Here is a 19,972-nt window from a genome sequence, read left to right as displayed (position 1 = left end):
ATTTTGATAAAACACCTTGTTCAACCTTCCGGTGACAGTGCTACAAATGTCTAGGTGTTTTCCAGAGCCCGCGGACTTAATGGCAGTATTTCGCTTAACTCGTGGTATTGATTCTCGTGATGTAGCAAATGCTCATTTATGTGCAGTAGAAAAACGTTTAAGTGGTTATAATCGGTTTATCATCTCGGGTGAAACACCTTTTAAGCGTTTGGATTGTGACGCCTTATGTAACGATGCAAAGTCAGCTCTCACACAAAGGTGTCCTGAGATAGTTTCTGCCTTTAGGCGAAGAGGGTGGCAATTACCTGCAAGCTTGGACCGTGTACATGACTCATCGTTAGCACATAAAAAATTAGGTTGGTTGCCAAAACATGGCTTTGAGAGTGTTCTAGAAATGCTCGATACAGAGACAGCAGAAGTTTTGCCAGTTTCAAAACGCAGCTAACAAGTGCTTCAAATGGGCCTTCGGTGCCCTAATTCTGGCGTTATGCGTGAAACCAAATGTCGAGTCGCACGCACTGGTTATTAATTATTCTTTGGACCATTGGCGAGTGGCTTTTATTTCCTCTTTAGAAATGCTCAAAGATCCAAGAAATTCTTGGTGAGATTCTGGTTCCATAGCTTCAAATTGTTTATAGTGCTGTAAACCTTGAGGGTGTAGTAATGACCATGCTAGATGTCCAAACACTTCTCGATGGGATAACTGTTGGTGGTTATAAAATAAGCGACCAGAACATGGTTCTTAACCATGCTGATGCCTGGAAAAAACTTTTACCCTTGTCTCCGAAAATAGCTTCTCTTTCACAAAAGATGTTGCTTTAGCAATTCATAAAATTTCAAGGAAAGAAGAAGCTAAGGCATGGTCTGATATTCAACAAGAGGTGAGTTCTTCCAACGGCATCTATGATCAAGCGATAACGGCCTTCCTTTGAATGGAAAGAGCCCGACTTTTCTGGGATGTTGATAAACGCATGGGAAGGTTCATGATGAATGGTATTCTCCTCAGAGCAGGGTTCCCAATCATTAATGTTCCTGCCAAGAAGCAGAATGAATTTAACCAGCTTATGCTTGAATTCTATAGCTCTGGTGATATGTTACCTATGAATACGTTTCTTTGAGCATGGATTAATCCAAAAACCATTGAAAACTTCAACTAATATGCGGCATGCAAGAAATTTCAGGTGACTACAGTGCATCTGGAAATGGCGTTATGCATCAAAAGAGTATCACTATATATGGCAAGATTAATTATTGTTACCGGGCCAACAGGTGCCGGAAAAACTACGTACTCTCTATCTATTGCTAAAGAAATTGGAGCAATTCGTTTTTCTATAGACCCATGGATGCAGATCTTATTTTCCAATGATATGACATCTCTGGATTATTCTTGGATGATTGAACGAGTTAATAGATGCTACGTTCAAATCTGGCAGGTCAGTGAGCAAGTATTAGAATTAAATGGTAATGTAGTTTTAGATTTAGGGTTTACTACTAAGGAACAAAGGGACCATTTTACTGATTTAGCAAAGGGGCTTAGCATCGATTCCGAAATACACTATTTGAACGCACCAAAAGAAACTCGAAAGAAGCGGGTAGAAAAAAGAAATTTGGAGAAGGACCCAAGCGTTTACTCTTTTGAGGTGACTGATTTCATGTTTAATTTTATGGAACCAAAATATGAAATACCTGGCCAACAAGAACTAGAGAATGGCCGCACAGTAAACGCCTAGTATCAAGTTTGAAGTGTCGCCCTTAGAACTTAATACTAGGGGGTTTCCTTGATACACCTTCGGTACTGCTGTGCCTTGTGATATGGGTAAAAAACACATCGATTCCAGAGTTGTTGAATTATTTGTTAAATGGTCAGCTCGATGAAGGTGCTGTACTGGTTCTATTGTCATTGTATGGTCTGGTTCCATTCTTACTTCATGGCTTTGTGCTTTAACACTGAGTATGGGATTGAGCTTATTCTGGCTTATAACAAGGCTTAAATATTTCCAATAAATCTGCTTTCGAGATGTAACAATGACAAGAGACTATTATAGGTAAGGCTAAATGCGAGATGTTGAGTTTCGCAATCTGCAGAATATGTATGAAGAGCCAGAAACGAACCCCTACATCGTAGTTCCATCAAGATCCGTTTAACGGCTCGTGCACAGTTTGAAACCTATCCTTTCGGTGAGTCCGACACGCTTGGGGTTATACCGAATATAACCGGAAATGACACTGGAATGACCAGAGTGGTCTTAAGGATAGTCTCTTGATTAGCCCGCAATGTGTCGTTGATGTATCGAGGCGCATGATTACCGGGTAAAAGAGGTGTACGCTGCCCAGACATAATGATAATCAGAAAAATAGATTCAGTAGTAACGATATGAACGAAGTCCAAAAAGAATATTACAATAGATACCTGCAAAGCTTAAACAACAAGAACGGGAGCGGAAATCGCAACGTTATTGTTGATTATTTTTGCGCCGATGAAGAAAACGCTAATCTCTGTGCTGATTTAATCAGGCAGGGTGAGAAAACTGCAACCTGCAGTATGAAATACTGGTATGAGACAGGTCTGGAGCCCATGCCAAAGGTCGGAAACCTGCAGATAGTCACTGACTGGAGTGGCACTCCGACATCAATTATTGAAATTACCGAGGTTACTGAAGCCAGGTTTTCAGAGGTACCGGCCAGTTTTGCTGTGCTTGAAGGCGAAGGCGATAAATCTCTTGATTGGTGGCGCAACGCGCATTGGGACTTTTTCTCTGCAGAGTGTCAAAGACAGGGGTTGGAAGTCTCTGAAGATCTTTTACTTGTCCTTGAGCGATTTAAAGTCGTTTATTCATAGCTACTTGGTTCATAGCCCTGTGATTCATAGGGTCAGCCGGTGTTGTAAGCTCTTCGTATAATCACCAGCTGATATTATTGCCATCGTAATCCAGCAGTCTCCCCGAGTCTTCTGTTCGTAGTTTTCTTATAACTTCGACTAGTGATTTCGCAGTAAATTCCGGCGACTGCAACTGACCAGCAGGGAGGTTTCTCTGGAAGGGTTTTGATAAACCGGTGTCCGTCGTTCCCGGGTGAAACAATACAATGCAGCAGTTTGGCAGTTTCTGTTTCCACTCTATAGATACAGTTTTCATGGCCATATTAAGTGCGGCTTTTGACGTTCGGTAACTTAGCCAGCCGCCCATTTGATTATCGCTGATGCTGCCGATTCTGGCTGAGAGGGTAACAAAATAGGTGACACTCTCGGACCGGAGGGCTGCCATAAAGTGTTTTGCCAGCAGGATGCTGGGTAAGGTATTCAGGCTTATGTTGGTTTGAAAAAAATCGGCATCGAACTGACTGAGTGCCTTTTCAGGCGAATGGTGTGATGAGTGTAAAAAGCCAACAGCATTAATCAGCATATTCAGGCTATCAAAGTGCTTTGATAGCTCAATAATATCCTTCTCACTGGTTACATCCAGTTTCAGCCATTTTAGTTGTGAATGTTTAAATTCGGGGCACTGGCTGTGATAGGTCGCTGTTATTGTTGCCTGAGGGTATGAGGAAAGGCTTTGTTGAATAATTGCCAGACCGATACCGCCTGAGCCCCCAATAATTAGTATGTTCATGCATGACCTTTATGAATGCGCTTCTCTTCAGAATATATGAAAATCGTTAGCAAACAAATTAAGCAGACAAAGCAATAACTCATCTGATAATCGTGTGTGTTATTTTTGATTAAGCCTCCTTGATATTGAACCTTATGAACAAACTACCCTGTTTTATTAATGTATTTCGTGGTCGGGTAAAGAACAGTTATGGCTTTAAAACAGCCATAGATAAAGAACCGGTTAAAGGGAAAATCTTTCTTGCTGTCGAGGGCCTGGAAGGGGATGAATGTGCCGAACAGCGATATCATGGTGGACCTGAACGGGCATTGCACCAGTATCCTTCTGAACACTATGAGTACTGGAAAAACAAATATGGCTTAAACCTGTTATGGCAAGCACCGGGGATGGGTGAAAACCTAAGTTCCTCAGGAATGGATGAAAACGATGTTTGTATTGGGGATCGTTATAGCTGGGGTGAAGCCATTATTGAAGTGAGCCAGCCTCGATCCCCCTGTTACAAACTCAGCAGGCGCTGGGGTATCGATGATCTGGCCCTTCATATGCAGGACATAAGTCGTTGTGGCTGGCTGTATCGTGTTATTCAACCGGGCCTTGTCTCTGTTGATCATCCCGTTGCTCTCGTTGAACGGGTTCCTGATGCATTAACGATTCGTGAAGTGTGCGACCTTTATTTTGGTGATCCTCTTAATCAGGATGGTCTGAAAAAACTCGGCCAGCAGAATAGGTTGTCCGACAGTTGGCAGTCGAAGGTGCAGGAACGTCTTGAGACAGGCCTTTGTGAGAACTGGAATTTCCGCTTGCTGGGACATGCCTGACTCACGCAGTAATGCGCGTTCAGGTGATATTTTATAAAGAGGTCTTATGGACAAGTACATTATTAAAAAAGATGAAATAGAGGGCATGGAGAGCGTCGAAAAAACCCACTTTTTGAACTCTAATGCTGTTCGTCACAGCAAACCGCTGGGCGACCTCACCGGGTTATCCGGTTTAGGCTTTCATCTTGTTGAAGTGGAGCCAGGGTATGAATCAACAGAGTTTCATGTTCATCAATATGAGGATGAGTGTGTTTATATCCTTCAGGGTGAAGCTGAGGTTCGTATAGGTGATCGTATAACCAGGGTTTCTGAGGGTGATTTTATTGGCTACAGAGCCGGTGGTGAACCGCACACGATGATAAACAGTGGCTCTGAAATACTTAAGTTTATTGTTTCCGGGCAGCGGTTAGATCACGATGTTGCAGACTATCCGGACAAGAATAAGCGGCTGTACAGGAATAAGGGACAGGTCTGGGATTTAGTTGATAAAGACAGTATTCAAACGCCAGGCTGAACGATGCAAAAAAGTACCGGTAAGCTGCTGTACCACGTAATCCTTGATGTGGATGGAACGCCGGTTGAATCCTATAAGTTTGATCGTATTATGTCGTTTGTAATCTGATATTACAGCCCCACTCTTGAGATCAACGTGAGTATTGTCAATTCAAGAGTGGAGGCGGTTCTCTATTGAAAAACTAGTGCAATTTTACGGCGGTCAAAATCGCCAGAGTGACTATCACAGCCAGGTTAGCAGCATTGCTAGAAGCACTGCCAGGTGTTGTAACGTCTGTTGAAACAGCTTGTTGATAGTCCAGTGGTTGATCCAGAGTAGCAATGATTGCGGCAGTGCTGTTTTGTGTTGTTTGATCACCTGCCTGCTGTGCTGCACTTAACAGTCCTTCCAGAGATTTTCTTCTTCTGGGAAAAAAATCATCAAGTTCCGCTTGAAAATACCCCATAGCCTGATTGACCATACCAGTGTGAGAGATAATAACGGCTGGATCTGTAGGTGACTTAACGGATCGAACGTTGTGAATAATCGGAGCATAGGTAGCCGCTGTGCCGGCTTTTTCCATATAGAGTTCGCCGATGTATTCCAACAGCGGTTTGACCACTAGAGGAACGCCGTGATCCCAACGCATGGTGCGGTAACTTTGTTCAGCGCTTGAAGCCAATTTGATAGCTTCATCAATATTTCCCTGCTTTCGTTGCTGTTGAGCTTCCAGCTGTTTGACCATCACGGGGATAGCACCCTGTTCCATGGGCGTAAGTTGTATGTTCCGGTCACGTTGTAAGGCGGTCAGACTGATTTTGGCCTGATTGAATTGCTGATCATTGCCTTCTTCAAGTGCATCCCAGGCTTTCATGAAATGATAAGCCGTCTTGCCCCACGGCGACATAAGATGGTCAGACAGTATCTGGGCATTCAGCTCGGAGCGATACTGGCTGTTTGCAGGCAGTTCCAGCTTTAAATACGCCTGCTCAAAAGCAAAGTAGGTTCTCATGACACGAGTGGTTTCGTCACTGGCGCCATCATGTCGCAAGTGCTCTATTTTTTGATACAGGCTCTGACTGTCGTTCCATGCATCTGCATAGTTACCGGCCTGCAATAAAGCGAATACCCGCCACAAGTGTTCATGGAATGCCAGAGAGGAGTCGCCCAGTGACAAATCTGATGCCCGCTGGATGGATTTATTCCATGCTGACTGGTTAATGGTATAAACATTGGTCCAGTCACCCACCGCAAAATAAAAGTGTGTGGGCATATGAGTGAGATGGATAGAGCTGGTGTTTTTATCGCCATTGCTGAGTTGCTGTAACCATTGAGCCGCGTCGTAGGCATGGCTCTGAGGCTCTTTCGCCAGTCTGGGGCTTTCAGATGCATGAACCAGGTAGTGATGGAGGCCGGGGTGGTCGGCAAGGTCGGGAAGTGTCAGTAAATCATTTAAATTCTCAATGACACTTCTTTCCAGCGTGTAGTCCAGAATGCTTTGGCGAGTGGCCAGTTTTGCCAGCTGGTTGAAAATCTTTATTTCTGACTCAAGATGATCATTGAGGCTCAGCTGGTTATCCAGATATTGATGGAAGAGTTGAACATTTGAACCATTCTCATAGGGCTGTTTTGATCGGCTGGCATTGTCATTGCCAAACAGCTTGAGTGCACCGTCAAGTAACACCGTCTCGGAAGGGTTAAGGTTGCCTGAATAGCTGTTTCTGGCCTGTGTCAGGGTAGTAATCAAGTCTTCAGCAGTCTGAAATTCCCGGGTGTCCCAGATAATCTGATAGTTGCACATGAGTTCTCCCCAGAGCCCCATGATAAATTCACCACTTTCATGGCTTTGCCTTGCTTGCTGAAATGCCGCTCGGGCTTCAGGGTATTCAAAGGCGTGGAGTAGTTTCAGTCCGGTTAGAAACAGTGACCTGACTTCTTCGGTCACTGACTCGGACAGGGGAAAAGATACAGAACCTAAATCCTTTCCGCCTTTCCATGGACCATATACTTGCCCGTTGTCGTAGCTATAGGGTGGTGGCGTTGTTGTCTCTGTCCCTTGACCAGACCCCGTCTGAGTGTTGATAGGCAGAGCCTTAGAGTGAATAGCCAAAAGTGCGGAAAGAATGAAAACACTTTGGAGACACTTGTGCGAAATAGCTCTGAGAACTGTCATAAGACCTATAGGCTTAAAATCAGCCCCCTCAATATAAATAGATATTAAATATAGTTGTCCTGTTAGAAATCGTTTATAAGCCTTTGCTCTCTAATGAGGTGTGAAAGATAAACTATTGCTATTGAAGTCAAAGACTCCTGAAGACGGTTTGTGTCGTTTTTATATAAAACACGGCAACGAATAGCACGAGCTGGTTTCTGTGCATTTTTACAAAACTGAATTTTTACGGAACAGTACCAGTTGAAAAGCAAAATCGCTTATGTATACTAGCCCTCGTCTTAACGGAGCAGCGTTTTGCTTCGCAGTGCCGGCGTGATGGAATTGGTAGACATAGGGGATTCAAAATCCCCCGCCTTCACGGGCGTGGCGGTTCGAGTCCGCCCGCCGGTACCATATTTAAAAACCCGATTTTTTCATAAAATCGTGTAGTTTCAACCATAAAATGGCCAGATCGAACACTTTATGGTTAGTTTGAAAAAAAAACATCGCTATTGCGGTGTTTTTTTATGTCTATTTCCGACCACATTATAGTTGTTTTCCTTCCTTGAAAATCCACTTTCCTATGAATTTCCGGCCACTTTATGTGATGTAACATCATTTATCTCTAGAGCTATAGTGCTAGCTAAATGCTCGGTTATGCGCTGGAAATATATCGAATTATTTCGTATGAATTAGCGGTTATATGAAGCTAGAAGAAATTATCGTAAATATCTTCAAACAACTCTGTTGGCAAAAAATATAGTTTGAGATACAACTTGATAATTTGTACTGAGCTATCTAGTACAGTAGTAATAAGTGGGGTATATATTGCGAGATGACAATCTGGAAATTTTCTGACAAAGAAGGGGGCTAGCAAAGGGTAACTATTTGTAGGTTATTTAACCAATAATCCATTTTTTCTTGCAGTTTCAGAATATAGCTCCATTCGCCACAAGTGAGAAAATTCAACGATAGTAAAGCTCATCCCATCTTGGCTTACAATCGCCATTACCTTGTCATGAGACGGGTAGCAAGCTGCTTCCTCCAGAGCCTTGATAGCCTCAGTAACCCTCTTTCTGATGATCGAGATACGGCGTATTTTTTTAAGGGTCTTCACACAACGGTTATTGAACTTAATCCTCTTTATTTGGCTTGGAATCTAGACACATGTGCGGTAATTGCTTGCTGTCTGAGAACTGTCTACTTTATAGTCACCCTTGACCAAATGATCTGGCCTTATCTGTAGTATTTCTGAAAGACCCGGGAGCTTGCTCAGGCTTGGTTTATAGTGACCATTCGCCCATTGAGCCAAAGTTCTATCTCCAAAACCTATCAGTTGTTCTAAGTTCTCAATCCATTTACGCCGATTTGCTGAATCAAGCTTTGTAAGTTATTCAGGTCACTCCCCCATTGGTATACCCAGACCGGAGAAAATAACAGCCTCGCATAAGTTTTACAGACTACGGACGCAGCTGTCTTAAATGATTTTCAGCTACTGATACTGAAATATTATGTTTCTATCCCCTCTTGATTGCTCTTGATCAGCATCTTATTCTTCATCGCATAATGTATAAGCTAACGATAATGAATTAAGCCTATATAATGACTTAATCGTTCGGGCAGTTGCTTTGCGATATTTTGAAGCGTTTTTATGCCATTAAAAAAACAACACTGGACGTATAATGAGATCTGTAATCAGAGCAATGACCTGGCAAGGGCGAAACAACAACCTACGCCATAGGCGGGGAAATGATCTATGAATTCAAGGGTTCGGGTGCTTACGACAGTAGTTCGAAAGTGAGAGCAGTAGCTAAAAACTACAATAACTGACAGCTAACTTAATGAAATTAATAAATATCGCTCCACAATATGTAATCGCTCCAGGTTACAAAAAAATTGTTGCAGCTGTTGGAGCGCGGGTTCATGTCTGAAAGAAGTGGCAAAACACACGACAGAGGAGACTCTATATACGGTTGGTTCTGGCAGGCTGTCAGCCCCTACAGGCACGTTTATCGTGATGTATGGCTGGCGAGCTTGCTGATTAACCTGTTTGCATTTGTTTCTCCTCTGTTTGTCATGAACGTCTATGACAGAGTGGTCCCCAATGGTGCCTTTGAAACACTCTGGATGCTGGCGGCCGGTGCATGCCTTGCCTTTTCGCTTGAGTTTGCTATCAGATTATTACGTACCCGGTTTGTAGACCAGGCTGGCCGGCAGATAGATTTAACGCTTTCCTCAAGACTGATCGATCGAATTCTGGGTCTAAAGCTCAGTTTTCGCCCTGGTAGTACAGGTGCACTGATGAACAGTCTTTCTGAATTTGACAGTGTTCGTGCATTTATTACTTCTACGACTGTAATGGCTTTTATAGATTTGCCATTTGTTGTGCTGTTTTTGGCTCTGGTGGTCTGGATCGGGGGCTGGATGGTGGCTGTTCCGATTTTGTGCATTACTCTTTCCCTCTTTATGGCCTGGCTTGTTAATAAGCCTCTGCAGGCAGTGGTTACCCGTCAACAAAAAGCCGCATCGGCTCGCCAGAACTATTTGATGGAGCTGTTAATAGGTCTGGTGACAGTGAAGTCTTGTAATGTTCAGCGGCAGAGCCAGCAGCGATGGAGTCGTCTCAACAGAGAGGCTGCCGATGCCGGTTTTGGAGTGCGTAAGCTGCAGGCTATTCCCGGGTTGGTGACAACTTTTCTTTTGCAGCTGAATACGCTTGCACTGGTGGTATATGGCGTTTATCTCATTACATCTGCCGAGTTGACAATGGGGGGGCTGATAGCAATTACCATGATTGCAGGCCGATGCGGAGCTCCTGTAGCCCAGGTTATCAGTTTGTTAAACCAGTATGAAAAAACAATTCATGCTCTGGAACATGCGGGCGGAGTTATGTCACTGCCGCAGGAAGTACCTGAAGGTCGACAGCTTTTGAAGCCGAACAGTTTTAGTGGAGCATGGCGGCTCAATAAAGTGTCGTTCGGGTTCTCTGATGAAACAACAAACCTGTGTGGAATGACCATGGAAATTCCGTCGGGAAGCAAGTTAGCAGTCCTGGGAAGAATGGGTTCAGGAAAAACCACTTTACTACAGCTGCTTGCAGGCTTTCAGGAAGCAAAAGAAGGGCATATTGCCATTGATGGTATTGATATACGACAAATCGAGCCAGCCTGGCTACGCCGACAGATTGGTTATGTACCTCAAAACATTGATCTCTTTAATGACACTCTTCGTGAAAATATAGCTATGGGCAGAACAGATGTCAGCGATGCTGATATTCTTAAGGCGCTCGATATGGCGGGCCTGTCAGACATAGTACGGGCGGGTAGTCAGGGGTTGGATTTTCAGGTTGGAGAGCGTGGTCGACATCTGTCTGGTGGGCAGGCGCAGGCTGTGGGGCTGGCAAGAGCTCTGGTGGCGTGCCCGGGAGCATTGATTCTGGATGAACCAACCAGTGCGATGGACAGTCAGGCCGAACAGCAGTTTCTTCGACTGCTGAAACAGCTGGAAAATATCACCATTATTCTTGTTACTCATAAACTGCATTTACTGAAAGCAATGGACAATATCGTGGTGATCGAGCAAGGCGAAATAAAAGCTATGGGATCTGCTGATGATGTGATGGGGCAGCTGGCCGGTCATTCAAAGTCAAAAGGTTCTGCTGGTTGATATGAATAGCCTCGACAACTCAAGTGTTAATTGGCATCAGGCCTCGAATGAACAAATAGCAGAGATTTCGCAAGGCAGCAGACCATTACTATTTCTTATTTCACTGTCTCTGGTTCTGTTTCTGATATGGGCTGCTTGGTGTGAAATTGATGAAGTAACACGTGGTATGGGTAAAGTCATTCCATCCAGTCAGATGCAGGAAATCCAGAACCTGGAGGGAGGTATTGTCAACGAGGTTCTGGTCTCCGAAGGCGAGATAGTTAACGTAGGTCAGGTTCTCCTGGTGATGGACGATACGCGTCTATCTGCCAATCGTGACAGTCAGCGGGCAAATCAGTATGCACTGCGGGCTCGTATGGTTCGGCTGCGTTCGGAAATAGAAGGTGTCATTCCGGTTATGCCTCTACAGTTGTCTTCTGAAGTGCCTGAATTGGCACATAGTGAGCTTGAACTTTATCAGAGTCGACAGCAGGAGCTTGCGAGTACGGTTGCTGTTTTTGAGCAGCAGGAGATTCAGCAAAAACAGCAGCTGGAGGAAACCAGGGCCGAACAGTTGCTGCTAGAGCGGAGACTCAACTTTCTTAGTGAAGAGTTGAAATTGTCCGAATTGCTGGCCAGGGATGGAGCCGTATCAAAATTTGAAATATTGAGACTTGAGCGCCAGGTCAGTGACACTCGTGGTGAAAGGCAAATAGCTATAGAGGCGTTCTCACGCATTCAGGCACAGATACGGGAAACCTCCGAAAAAGTCAGTGAGGTAAAGCTGTCTTTTGTTAATCAGGCACGAACCGAGATGAACGAGGTTTTGGCTCAGCTGGAAGAGCTGTCGGCGAAGCAGGTTGCTGTCACAGACCAGGTAGATCGCACAAGTGTCAGGTCCCCGGTTAAGGGGGTTGTAAAAAGAATTCTGATCAATACCGAAGGTGGTGTGGTCCAACCAGGTGTCACCATGATCGAAATTATCCCAATAAACGACACTCTTGAAGTAGAAGCCCGAATTCGTCCAGAAGATATTGCTTTTTTATATCCGGGCCAGAAGGCGATGGTTCGATTTACCGCCTATGATTTTACCATTTATGGTGGCCTTGAGGGTGAGCTAACCCACATAAGTGCAGACACTATTTTGAATGAAAATGGCGAAAGCAATTATCTGGTTCGAATAAAAACTGACAGTCATGATCTTGGTGGCTTAGACAACCGTCGACCGATTATTGCCGGTATGGTAGCGACAGTGGACATTCTGACAGGTAAAAAAACATTGCTGGATTATCTGCTCAAACCTGTACTTAAAGCTCGGCATCTAGCCTTTACTGAACGCTGAAACACACGAACAGGCAACCTGATAACTCTTCCAACGAGTCAGCAGGCGTACTTGGGATAAAACTTGAATGAAAAGCATCATCGAAGCCTCATATGGTGAGGTTGTATCTGTTTCCGATACTGCTACAGGCATAGATTCGAAAGGGGTTCAGCGTCAACTTAAGGTTGGCGATAGAGTGTCCTCAGGGGAGCTTGTCCGAACGGGTGAAAATGGGCTGTTAACTCTACGCTTTGATGGTCAGCAAGCTGTATCATTAGAAAATAATCAACAGTTGTTGGTTTCTTCTGACATAGAAAATGCTTCTTTAACGAGTGAAATTCAACAGGTTGCTGATGAGGCTCAAAATCGACCTGTCGATAGCTCGACAAGCGAAGATAAAATTCAAGAGCCACTCAATCATCAAAATAGAGGCGCTTCTGAAGTTACTGATAGTTCAATAAAAGCGCAACTGAGAACTGTAACTCAATCCAGTGGTTTTGATGTACAAAAAGCAATCGATTTGAGTGGTTTGAAGGGAAACCCTGAAGCCGGATTTGAAACAGATACATTTGGTTTTAATCCTCTCGAATTTGAAGATGATGTGGTATTACCTGCCATCGGTTCCAGTTTATTTTTGAACCCTGCAGCCACTAGATTTCTACCTGAGTTTCGGCCCCAGTCGTCTGAGCAAGACGAAAGTATTCATTTTGGTATCCGTTCCACCGCCAGCATCTCGGAAGATCTGCAGGAAACCGCTACCTTTACCCTCGACATGGCGGGTGGCCCGTTGAGTGTCGGGAATACGGCCAGTGTCGTGCTGACGCCGGGGGGGACAGCCACCAGTGGTAGTGATTACGACGATTTTATGGCCGCTGTCAGTGCCAGTGCAGTAGCCACTGCAGGTGTCGGTTTCGACGAAAACAGTAACACGCTGACCTTTGACAGTCGTTTCACAGGGACGACGTTCAGCTTTGCGGTTCAGGCCAGCAACGACCAGATGGTTGAAGGCGATGAAACCATTGTCGCCAGCCTGAGCGATGCTCAAATTAATCAGGGCAGTGCCGGACTGGTGTCTGGCTCCGACAGCACGACGACGGTGATTACCGAACAGGACGCCAGTGTTCGTTTTGGTATCCGTTCCACCGCCAGCATTTCGGAAGATCGGCAGGAAACCGCTACCTTTACCCTCGACATCACAGGCACTCCTTTGGCTGCTGATAATGCGGCCAGTGTCGTGCTGACGCCGGGGGGGACAGCCACCAGTGGTAGTGATTACGACGATTTTATGGCCGCTGTCAGTGCCAGTGCAGTAGCCACTGCAGGTGTCCGTTTCGACAAGGACAGCGGCACACTGACCTTTGACAGTGGTTTCACAGGGACGACGTTCAGCTTTGAGGTTCAGGCCAGCAACGACCAGATGGTTGAAGGCGAGGAAACCATTGTCGCCAGCCTGAGCCGCGCCCAAATCGATCAGGGCAGTGCCGAAATTGTTATGGCTGCAGCGAAAACAATCATCACGGAAACTGATGTGATTACCTTCAGGCTATCGGGTGATGCCAGTGTTAATGAGGGAGGGGTTAGCCAGTACACTATTGATACGCTCGGTTACCTTAAATCAGGCGAAACCGTGAGTCTGGTTATATCGGTGAAGGATATTTCAACAACAAGTGGGGCGTTGCCGACTGGAGACTATTCTGATTTCCTTCGTTCAGTGAACGACGCTGCTGAACTCAGGAATGATGTTAGTTTCGATCAAGATACCCGGACGCTTACGTTTACAGGAAGTGGTACTCAACCTTCGGCATTTTTATTTCAACTGCGGGCTGTAGATGACACCCTTGTTGAGAATACAGAAAGTTATTCTGTGAGCATCAGCTCTTCTGCTGGCAGTGTCAGAACTGCGATTGATAGTCAATCTAATCATATTGAAACCAGTATACTTGATAATGACAGACCGTCTGCTCAGGACGATGCCGCTGTTGTCCATGAAAGCGTGTTACCCACGGGCTCAAAGCAACAAGAAGGCACTTTTGATAACCATCTGGAGGAAGGTCAGATTCCTGGTGCGGGTACTGCGCTGGCTACAGGAAATCTTCTGGCTAATGATAGCCTCGGGCAAACAGTCACCAGTATTGTTGTTAATGGTATCACGCATTCTTTGAGTTCAGGCTCGGCGGCTATTAATACGATGTACGGCACATTGAGCGTTAATGCTGATGGTGCCTATCGTTATGAGCTAATAGCCCCGGCTGATCACAGCAGTGGGGCAGTAGAGGAAGTTTTCCGCTACACAACCAATCAAGGGTTGAGCGCAAACTTAAACCTGTCGATTCAGGATGACCGACCTGTTGCCGTCAGTTACAGCTCGCACATTCCGACAGCTATCGAACCTGCCTATCGGATAGTCCTGACGCTGGATATGTCATCCAGTATGATTTCCGGAAATAATAATGGTGTTGTTGATGTAGGTAACGGTTCGACGGTGACGCGCCTTGAGCTGGCTAAAGCGGGCTTGTCGGATATGATGGAGACTTTTTTTGAGCGGTCAACCAATGTTGAAGTGACTCTTGTTACTTTTAATGGCGCCAATGATCCTAGGATTTATAACAACGCACCTGTTAATGGTCTTTATTATCAAACCTATAATCCCGAAGCACCGTTGTCGTTACCTTCTTATCAGCCAGCCACCAGTATTGCAGAGATAAAAGAAGTAATTAACTCTCTTACCAGTGATCAGACTGCAGGGCATACCAGCTATACCGACGGTCTTTCGACTGCTAAAAGAGTGATGGACCAATTTCTTGCTGAGGATGGGGGGCGTGATAATGCAGAGTACATCAGTTACTTCCTGTCCGATGGTGCACCTATCAGAGACCCAGATCCTGGTCTGGCTGTGTCGACATGGCGTGACTATACCGCAAGGAATGATATTGCTTCCTATGCAATTGGTGTCGGTTCGAGTATCAGTGACGCTGGCTATCTAAATACTATTCATAATGTTGATGTACTGGGCAGTGGTGGTGATGCTAATGCGATCATCATAGAAAATGAAAACAACTTGTCAAACGAGCTCAAGAGTACGGTGCCAGCCAGTGTTGGCGGCAATATTGTTAGTGGTAGTTTGTCAGAGAGTGCGCAATTTGGAGCAGATAATGGTGAGGTACACTCTGTAATATTTTCTCTGGGGGCACCAGGAAATACTACGAATGTAACTTTTACTAGCAACGGTTCCAGTATAACGAGCAGCCACCCTGAATTGGTTGACTCTACTAATGGTTCGATACTTGTACTGGATAATTCAAATGGTTTTGGTTACTGGGGACGAATTATTATTAATTTCAAAACCGGCCAGTACAGTCTCTATCTGGATAGTCAGCGAAGTATCGGGGAGTCATTTCGCTTCAGTTATACCCTTAAAGACTCTGATGGAGGAGAAACTGACCCCGCAACAATCAGTTTGAATGTAGTAGACAGTGTACCTGTAGCAAATGATGACACAGATACACTGTTTCCCGGTCAGGAAAGTTTTGATGGTAATGTTATTAGTGGTATCAATACTGATGGCGGGTTGGCTGCAATTGATAAGGCAACCCCCTTTTCAATACAGGGTGTTGGTGTTGACCGGCCGCTAGATGACGCAAGAATTACTCAGGTCAGCTGGAAAAGCGTGTCTTACGATCTGACCAATAGTGATCATCCTGATGTCTCTTTTGATGCGACAACAGGTATTTACACTCTGGACACCCTGTCTGATGGAAGCCGGCTAATTTTTAACAGTACTGGTTATTATCAATACCAGCCTTTGAAAACCATTGCAGTCAATACTTCAGAAGACATCATAAACATTGATTTCAATACCGCAGATAATCAATCAGCTCTGGCTGATGCCGGAATTTTGTTCAGTAGTGAAAGCGGCCCAGTTACCTATAGTAACGGGCGTGTTGGCATCAATAATGCCGATGGCGGAGGGCGTGATGACCGAATAGAGGGTTTTGAAAGTCTTGTTATCGACTTCTCAAGAGATCTTTATGTTGATGGTGTTGCAAATATATCCCTTGACCTTGGTGTCGAAAATGACAAACGATCACTGAGAGTGACGCTATATCGGGCAGATAATACTCGGTTGGGTGAAGTGTTTGTTGGGGGAGGGATTGGCAGTAGCTCGGTTGTTGCCCCTGAGTTCAAAATTCCTGAAGAGTTTACCAATGTCAGCAGGGTAACTATTACTGCGGGAAGCAGTGAGCAGGCAAATGCTCTTGGTTTATTTACTGGAATATCATTTAAGGCAGTAACGCCGGGAATACAACCTGGTGAGCAGGCTATCGCCCAGGAAAAAATTACTTACACCCTCGAAGACTTGCAGGGGGCAAAAGATACTGCAACGTTGACGTTAACAGCTGTTCAGAACGTTATTATAGGAACCGTTGAGAGTGACCTTCTGGATGGCACTTCAGGGCGAGTGCTTAATGGATCTTCAGTAAATGACTACATTTCCGGGCTGGCTGGTGATGATCAGCTCGAGGGAAATCAGGGGCATGACATCTTGATTGGCAACTCCGGAGAGGACCGGTTAGCAGGAGAGCAGGGAAATGATCAGTTGATGGGGGGGGACGATTCAGACACCTTTGTTTTCAGGCTGACCGATTTGGATGATAACAATACGGTTCAGATAGACAGGATTCTGGATTTCAGCCTGGGTAATCCAGTTTCCAGTGCTGGTGATATTCTTGATATTTCCGAGCTTGTCAGTGACATCAGTTCGGACAATTTAACTCTGGACAGTCTTCTGGCTAATGGCTTTTCTTCCGAACTGGATGAAAGCAAACAGTTACTTAAGCTCAAGTTTACTGCCGCTACAGATGAAAGTCCGGAAGACACTTTATACATCCATCTGGAGAACGTTTCCGGGTGGGCTGACCAGAATAATGACTCTGTCGTAGACAGTACCGATGCTCTATTACAGTTGATTGCAAATGGTCAGGTGGTTGTCTGATGGTGTGTTTGAGAATGCCAGAAGCTATTCAGTGAACAGTATTTATCTAAAAACAGAACAGGGTAAGCACAAGATGTATTTCAAAGCTTTTGGTCTCGCTGGAGTGGGGCTGTTATTTTTTTCTTCTACACTCCAGGCTGATACTTTGCTTGACTCGGTTAATGAGGCTCTGGCAACCAATCCGGAAGTGAAGATTCGAGTTGCGGAGGCGGGAGCTCGGCAGAAGGGTGTATTGGGTGCGAAAGCCGGGTATCGTCCGACTATAGATTTAAGGGCGGGTATAGGTTACGAGAATACCCGTAATAGCACGACTATCGGCTTTTATAATGCAGGACTGGAGCCTGATAAGGACCTGAACAGAACTCGGAGGGATGCATCCATAGTTGCCCGGCAGATGTTGTATGATGGGCAGGCCGTTAAGAGTGAGGTCGCACGTCAAAAAGCCCGTCACGCATCAGCTGGCTTTGAAGTTTGCACGGCTGCAGAAAATACAGCCATGGAAGCTACTCAGGTTTATCTGGATGTGCTCAGGCAATCGGCTCTTTTAGGTATTGCCCGAGAGAATGTGAAAGAGCTTCGACGTATAGTTGAACGTATTCGAAGACAGGGAGAGATTGGCAGGAGTAATGAAGCTGATGTGGCCCAGGCCGAGAGCCGTCTGGTGCTGGCGATGGCGAATAGAATCAGTTCTGAATCTCTTCTTCGCGATGCTATAATCCGTTATCAGAAAACCATAGGCCGCCTGCCAGATTCACTGTCGATGCCTTCAGCCCCTGCAATGCTTCCGAGTGTAGAGAAGGCATTGCTGCGGGCACGATCTAATCACCCGGTTCTTCGTCAGGCAGTAGCAGATATTCAAGCTGCAGAAGCACAGTATGAAGCCTCCAGAAGTCGTTTTTCTCCTCGTTTTGAGCTTGAGGTAGGCGCTGACTGGAGTCGTGATGCAAATGGTGGTAAAGGCGATGAGTACACGCATACAGCGAGACTGAATATGACCTATAACTTATACAACGGTGGTGGAGATAAGGCGCGTAAAGAGCAGGCAAGTAAGTTGTTGAATGAGGCTATAGAGATCAGAAATCGCGCCCAACGACAGGTTGAAGAAGAAGTGCGCTTTGCCTGGGTTTCTGTTGAGTTCGGACAAAAGCGTCTGGCGGCTTTGAAGGAGCACGTCCGGCAGGCAGGACGGTCAAATGAACTGTATAACAAACAGTTTGCGACAGGCGTGCGTACTTTGCTTGACCTGCTGGATAGCCAGAATGAATATTACTCCTCAAGGTTGAGTGAAATTAATGCTGTTTATGATTTGGCCGTGAATCAGCACCGCCTTCTTCAGAGTTCAGGTACTCTGATTCTGAGTATGGGGGTATCTATGCCTGAAGAGTATTTGTGCAGGGAAAAAATCAAGTATTAAGTGCTGCGCTGCAACGGCAGTAGTTCCCGAGGATATCTCTTGGTAATAGTCCCGAAATAATTTCCCGGTTTGAATTGTCTCTTTGCGTAACAAATAGAGAAAAGCAATATTAGAAAGAGGCGTTTATTTCAGGACTGTTCCTTAGGTCAGTTTTGACGACGGTATTCTGTTAGCAAGGTTTTCCTTTTACAGGGTGAAACAGTGCGTTATTCCATCACTGACAGGTTCATGCTTTTGCTATATATTGCCTGTCTTTTCTATCTACAGGCGCTTTAGCACAGTACTTATGCGTGTCAGTGATTTTGATTTCGAACTGCCCGATGAGCAGATAGCCCGCTTCCCCGCTGAAGACCGTACCGGCAGCCGATTGTTGAAGTTGGACGGTACCAGTGGTGTGATTAGTCACAGCTTGTTTACCGAAGTGGAAGAACTGCTTGAACCCGGTGACCTGCTGGTTATGAACAATACCCGGGTAATTCCAGCACGATTGTTTGGTCGCAAGGAAAGTGGCGGTAAGCTGGAAGTGCTGATCGAGCGGGTAACCGACGAAAAAGCCGTGCTGGCTCACGTTCGTTCCAGTCGTTCACCCAAACCGGGTAGTACGATTTATCTGGCCGACGACAATATTGTTGCACAAGTCACTGGCCGTAAAGAGAACCTGTTTATTATCGAATTTGCCCAGCCGGTTTTACCGCTGCTGGAAGAGTTTGGTCATATGCCACTGCCGCCGTATATCGATCGTGAAGACGGCAGTGCGGATCGCTTACGTTATCAAACCGTATTTGCTGAAAAGGATGGCGCCGTTGCTGCACCGACCGCAGGCCTGCACTTTGATGAAGGCATGCTGGAGCGTTTGAAAGCAAAGGGTGTAGAGCAGGCTTTTGTCACCCTGCATGTGGGCTCGGGTACTTTTCAACCGGTAAAGGTTGACGATATTGCTGACCACATCATGCACGCTGAATACATCGAAGTACCGGAAGACGTGTGTGAAGCCGTAAAGGCTGCCCGCGCTCGTGGCAATAAAGTCGTGGCTGTGGGTACGACGTCTGTCCGCTCACTGGAGTCGGCTTCTGCCAATGGCGAGATTGAACCTTTCTACGGTGATTCCGAGATCTTTATTTATCCGGGTTACCAGTTCCGCTCTGTGGATGCCATGATCACCAATTTCCACCTTCCGCAATCGACACTGCTGATGCTGGTGAGTGCTTTTTCCGGTCAGGAAGAGATTCTCAAGGCATACAACGAAGCAGTAAAAGAAGGCTACCGCTTTTTCAGTTACGGCGATGCCATGTGGCTGACACGCAAGTAGTTAGCGTCTTGAAGCTAACATCTTGTAGCTAGCACATATGTAGCAGTCCCGTAAGTCGAATTGAATGCACCGGTATTTTTCAAATCAGTGACATTCGTCAACTTGAGACCTTGAAATTACAGGTCTCAGTCTCAACCTTAATGGTTTAATTGTTGTTTGATCAGTAAAGCTCCGAACTGTTTTTCGGTGGCGACTGAATTGAGAGGCTCATGAAAAGAG

12 protein-coding genes and 1 tRNA gene are annotated in these 19,972 nt (G+C 45.5%); 11 read left to right on the top strand and 2 right to left on the bottom strand.

Annotated elements, in window-relative coordinates; genetic code table 11:
• Positions 1–79: 79 nt before the first annotated feature.
• The 3 genes from EOPP23_RS19060 (at position 80) to EOPP23_RS19050 (ending at position 2,839) form a co-directional block, all read left to right on the top strand.
• Positions 80–445, top strand: a complete 366-nt coding sequence (locus tag EOPP23_RS19060) for a hypothetical protein (protein ID WP_228550783.1) — start codon at positions 80–82, stop codon at positions 443–445.
• A gap of 790 nt (positions 446–1,235) precedes the next feature.
• Complete coding sequence (locus tag EOPP23_RS19055; protein WP_153767598.1) at positions 1,236–1,730, top strand: ATP-binding protein; 495 nt, start codon at positions 1,236–1,238, stop codon at positions 1,728–1,730.
• A gap of 644 nt (positions 1,731–2,374) precedes the next feature.
• A complete protein-coding gene (locus EOPP23_RS19050; protein WP_153767565.1) occupies positions 2,375–2,839 on the top strand; it encodes an ASCH domain-containing protein in 465 nt (154 codons plus the stop codon).
• Between the two features lie 61 nt (positions 2,840–2,900).
• On the opposite strand, the gene EOPP23_RS19045 is transcribed toward EOPP23_RS19050, so the two are convergent.
• A complete protein-coding gene (locus EOPP23_RS19045) occupies positions 2,901–3,608 on the bottom strand; it encodes an SDR family NAD(P)-dependent oxidoreductase (RefSeq protein WP_153767564.1) in 708 nt (235 codons plus the stop codon).
• A 134-nt stretch (positions 3,609–3,742) separates the two neighbouring features.
• Between EOPP23_RS19045 and EOPP23_RS19040 the strand changes: the two genes are divergently transcribed.
• Positions 3,743–4,426: an MOSC domain-containing protein gene (locus EOPP23_RS19040; RefSeq protein WP_153767563.1), complete on the top strand. Its 684-nt coding sequence runs from the start codon at positions 3,743–3,745 to the stop codon at positions 4,424–4,426.
• Between the two features lie 46 nt (positions 4,427–4,472).
• Entirely contained in the window at positions 4,473–4,940 is a 468-nt protein-coding gene (locus EOPP23_RS19035) for a cupin domain-containing protein (RefSeq protein ID WP_153767562.1), read from the top strand.
• A 181-nt stretch (positions 4,941–5,121) separates the two neighbouring features.
• Here the strand turns inward: EOPP23_RS19035 and EOPP23_RS19030 are convergent, their stop codons facing one another.
• Positions 5,122–7,092: a hypothetical protein gene (locus tag EOPP23_RS19030; RefSeq protein WP_153767561.1), complete on the bottom strand. Its 1,971-nt coding sequence runs from the start codon at positions 7,090–7,092 to the stop codon at positions 5,122–5,124.
• A 306-nt stretch (positions 7,093–7,398) separates the two neighbouring features.
• On the opposite strand from EOPP23_RS19030, the gene EOPP23_RS19025 reads away from it, so the two are divergent.
• The 6 genes from EOPP23_RS19025 (at position 7,399) to queA (ending at position 19,753) form a co-directional block, all read left to right on the top strand.
• Positions 7,399–7,485 (top strand) — tRNA-Leu (locus EOPP23_RS19025).
• Between the two features lie 1,509 nt (positions 7,486–8,994).
• Complete coding sequence (locus EOPP23_RS19020) at positions 8,995–10,737, top strand: ATP-binding cassette domain-containing protein (RefSeq protein WP_153767560.1); 1,743 nt, start codon at positions 8,995–8,997, stop codon at positions 10,735–10,737.
• Between the two features lies 1 nt (position 10,738).
• A complete protein-coding gene (locus tag EOPP23_RS19015; protein ID WP_153767559.1) occupies positions 10,739–12,058 on the top strand; it encodes an HlyD family type I secretion periplasmic adaptor subunit in 1,320 nt (439 codons plus the stop codon).
• Between the two features lie 67 nt (positions 12,059–12,125).
• Entirely contained in the window at positions 12,126–17,030 is a 4,905-nt protein-coding gene (locus EOPP23_RS19010; protein ID WP_153767558.1) for a Calx-beta domain-containing protein, read from the top strand.
• The gene (locus tag EOPP23_RS19005; RefSeq protein WP_153767557.1) at positions 17,011–18,444 is read left to right on the top strand and encodes a TolC family outer membrane protein; all 1,434 of its coding nucleotides are present in this window, start codon (positions 17,011–17,013) and stop codon (positions 18,442–18,444) included. The genes EOPP23_RS19010 and EOPP23_RS19005 overlap by 20 nt, the downstream gene beginning before the upstream one ends.
• A 286-nt stretch (positions 18,445–18,730) precedes the next feature.
• Positions 18,731–19,753: a tRNA preQ1(34) S-adenosylmethionine ribosyltransferase-isomerase QueA gene (gene queA, locus EOPP23_RS19000; protein WP_153767556.1), complete on the top strand. Its 1,023-nt coding sequence runs from the start codon at positions 18,731–18,733 to the stop codon at positions 19,751–19,753.
• Positions 19,754–19,972: the final 219 nt, after the last annotated feature.

Source organism: Endozoicomonas sp. OPT23 (assembly GCF_009653635.1).
Taxonomy (GTDB): Bacteria; Pseudomonadota; Gammaproteobacteria; order Pseudomonadales; family Endozoicomonadaceae; genus Endozoicomonas_A.
Note: the sequence above shows the minus strand (reverse complement) of the source record. Positions and strands in the feature narration are given on the sequence as shown.

Coding starts and splice junctions, on each gene's coding strand:
- EOPP23_RS19060 (WP_228550783.1), top strand. CDS start 80: ATGGCAGTATTTCGCTTAACTCGTGGTATTGATTCTCGTGATGTAGCA.
- EOPP23_RS19055 (WP_153767598.1), top strand. CDS start 1,236: ATGGCAAGATTAATTATTGTTACCGGGCCAACAGGTGCCGGAAAAACT.
- EOPP23_RS19050 (WP_153767565.1), top strand. CDS start 2,375: ATGAACGAAGTCCAAAAAGAATATTACAATAGATACCTGCAAAGCTTA.
- EOPP23_RS19045 (WP_153767564.1), bottom strand. CDS start 3,608: ATGAACATACTAATTATTGGGGGCTCAGGCGGTATCGGTCTGGCAATT.
- EOPP23_RS19040 (WP_153767563.1), top strand. CDS start 3,743: ATGAACAAACTACCCTGTTTTATTAATGTATTTCGTGGTCGGGTAAAG.
- EOPP23_RS19035 (WP_153767562.1), top strand. CDS start 4,473: ATGGACAAGTACATTATTAAAAAAGATGAAATAGAGGGCATGGAGAGC.
- EOPP23_RS19030 (WP_153767561.1), bottom strand. CDS start 7,092: ATGACAGTTCTCAGAGCTATTTCGCACAAGTGTCTCCAAAGTGTTTTC.
- EOPP23_RS19020 (WP_153767560.1), top strand. CDS start 8,995: ATGTCTGAAAGAAGTGGCAAAACACACGACAGAGGAGACTCTATATAC.
- EOPP23_RS19015 (WP_153767559.1), top strand. CDS start 10,739: ATGAATAGCCTCGACAACTCAAGTGTTAATTGGCATCAGGCCTCGAAT.
- EOPP23_RS19010 (WP_153767558.1), top strand. CDS start 12,126: ATGAAAAGCATCATCGAAGCCTCATATGGTGAGGTTGTATCTGTTTCC.
- EOPP23_RS19005 (WP_153767557.1), top strand. CDS start 17,011: ATGGTCAGGTGGTTGTCTGATGGTGTGTTTGAGAATGCCAGAAGCTAT.
- queA (WP_153767556.1), top strand. CDS start 18,731: ATGCGTGTCAGTGATTTTGATTTCGAACTGCCCGATGAGCAGATAGCC.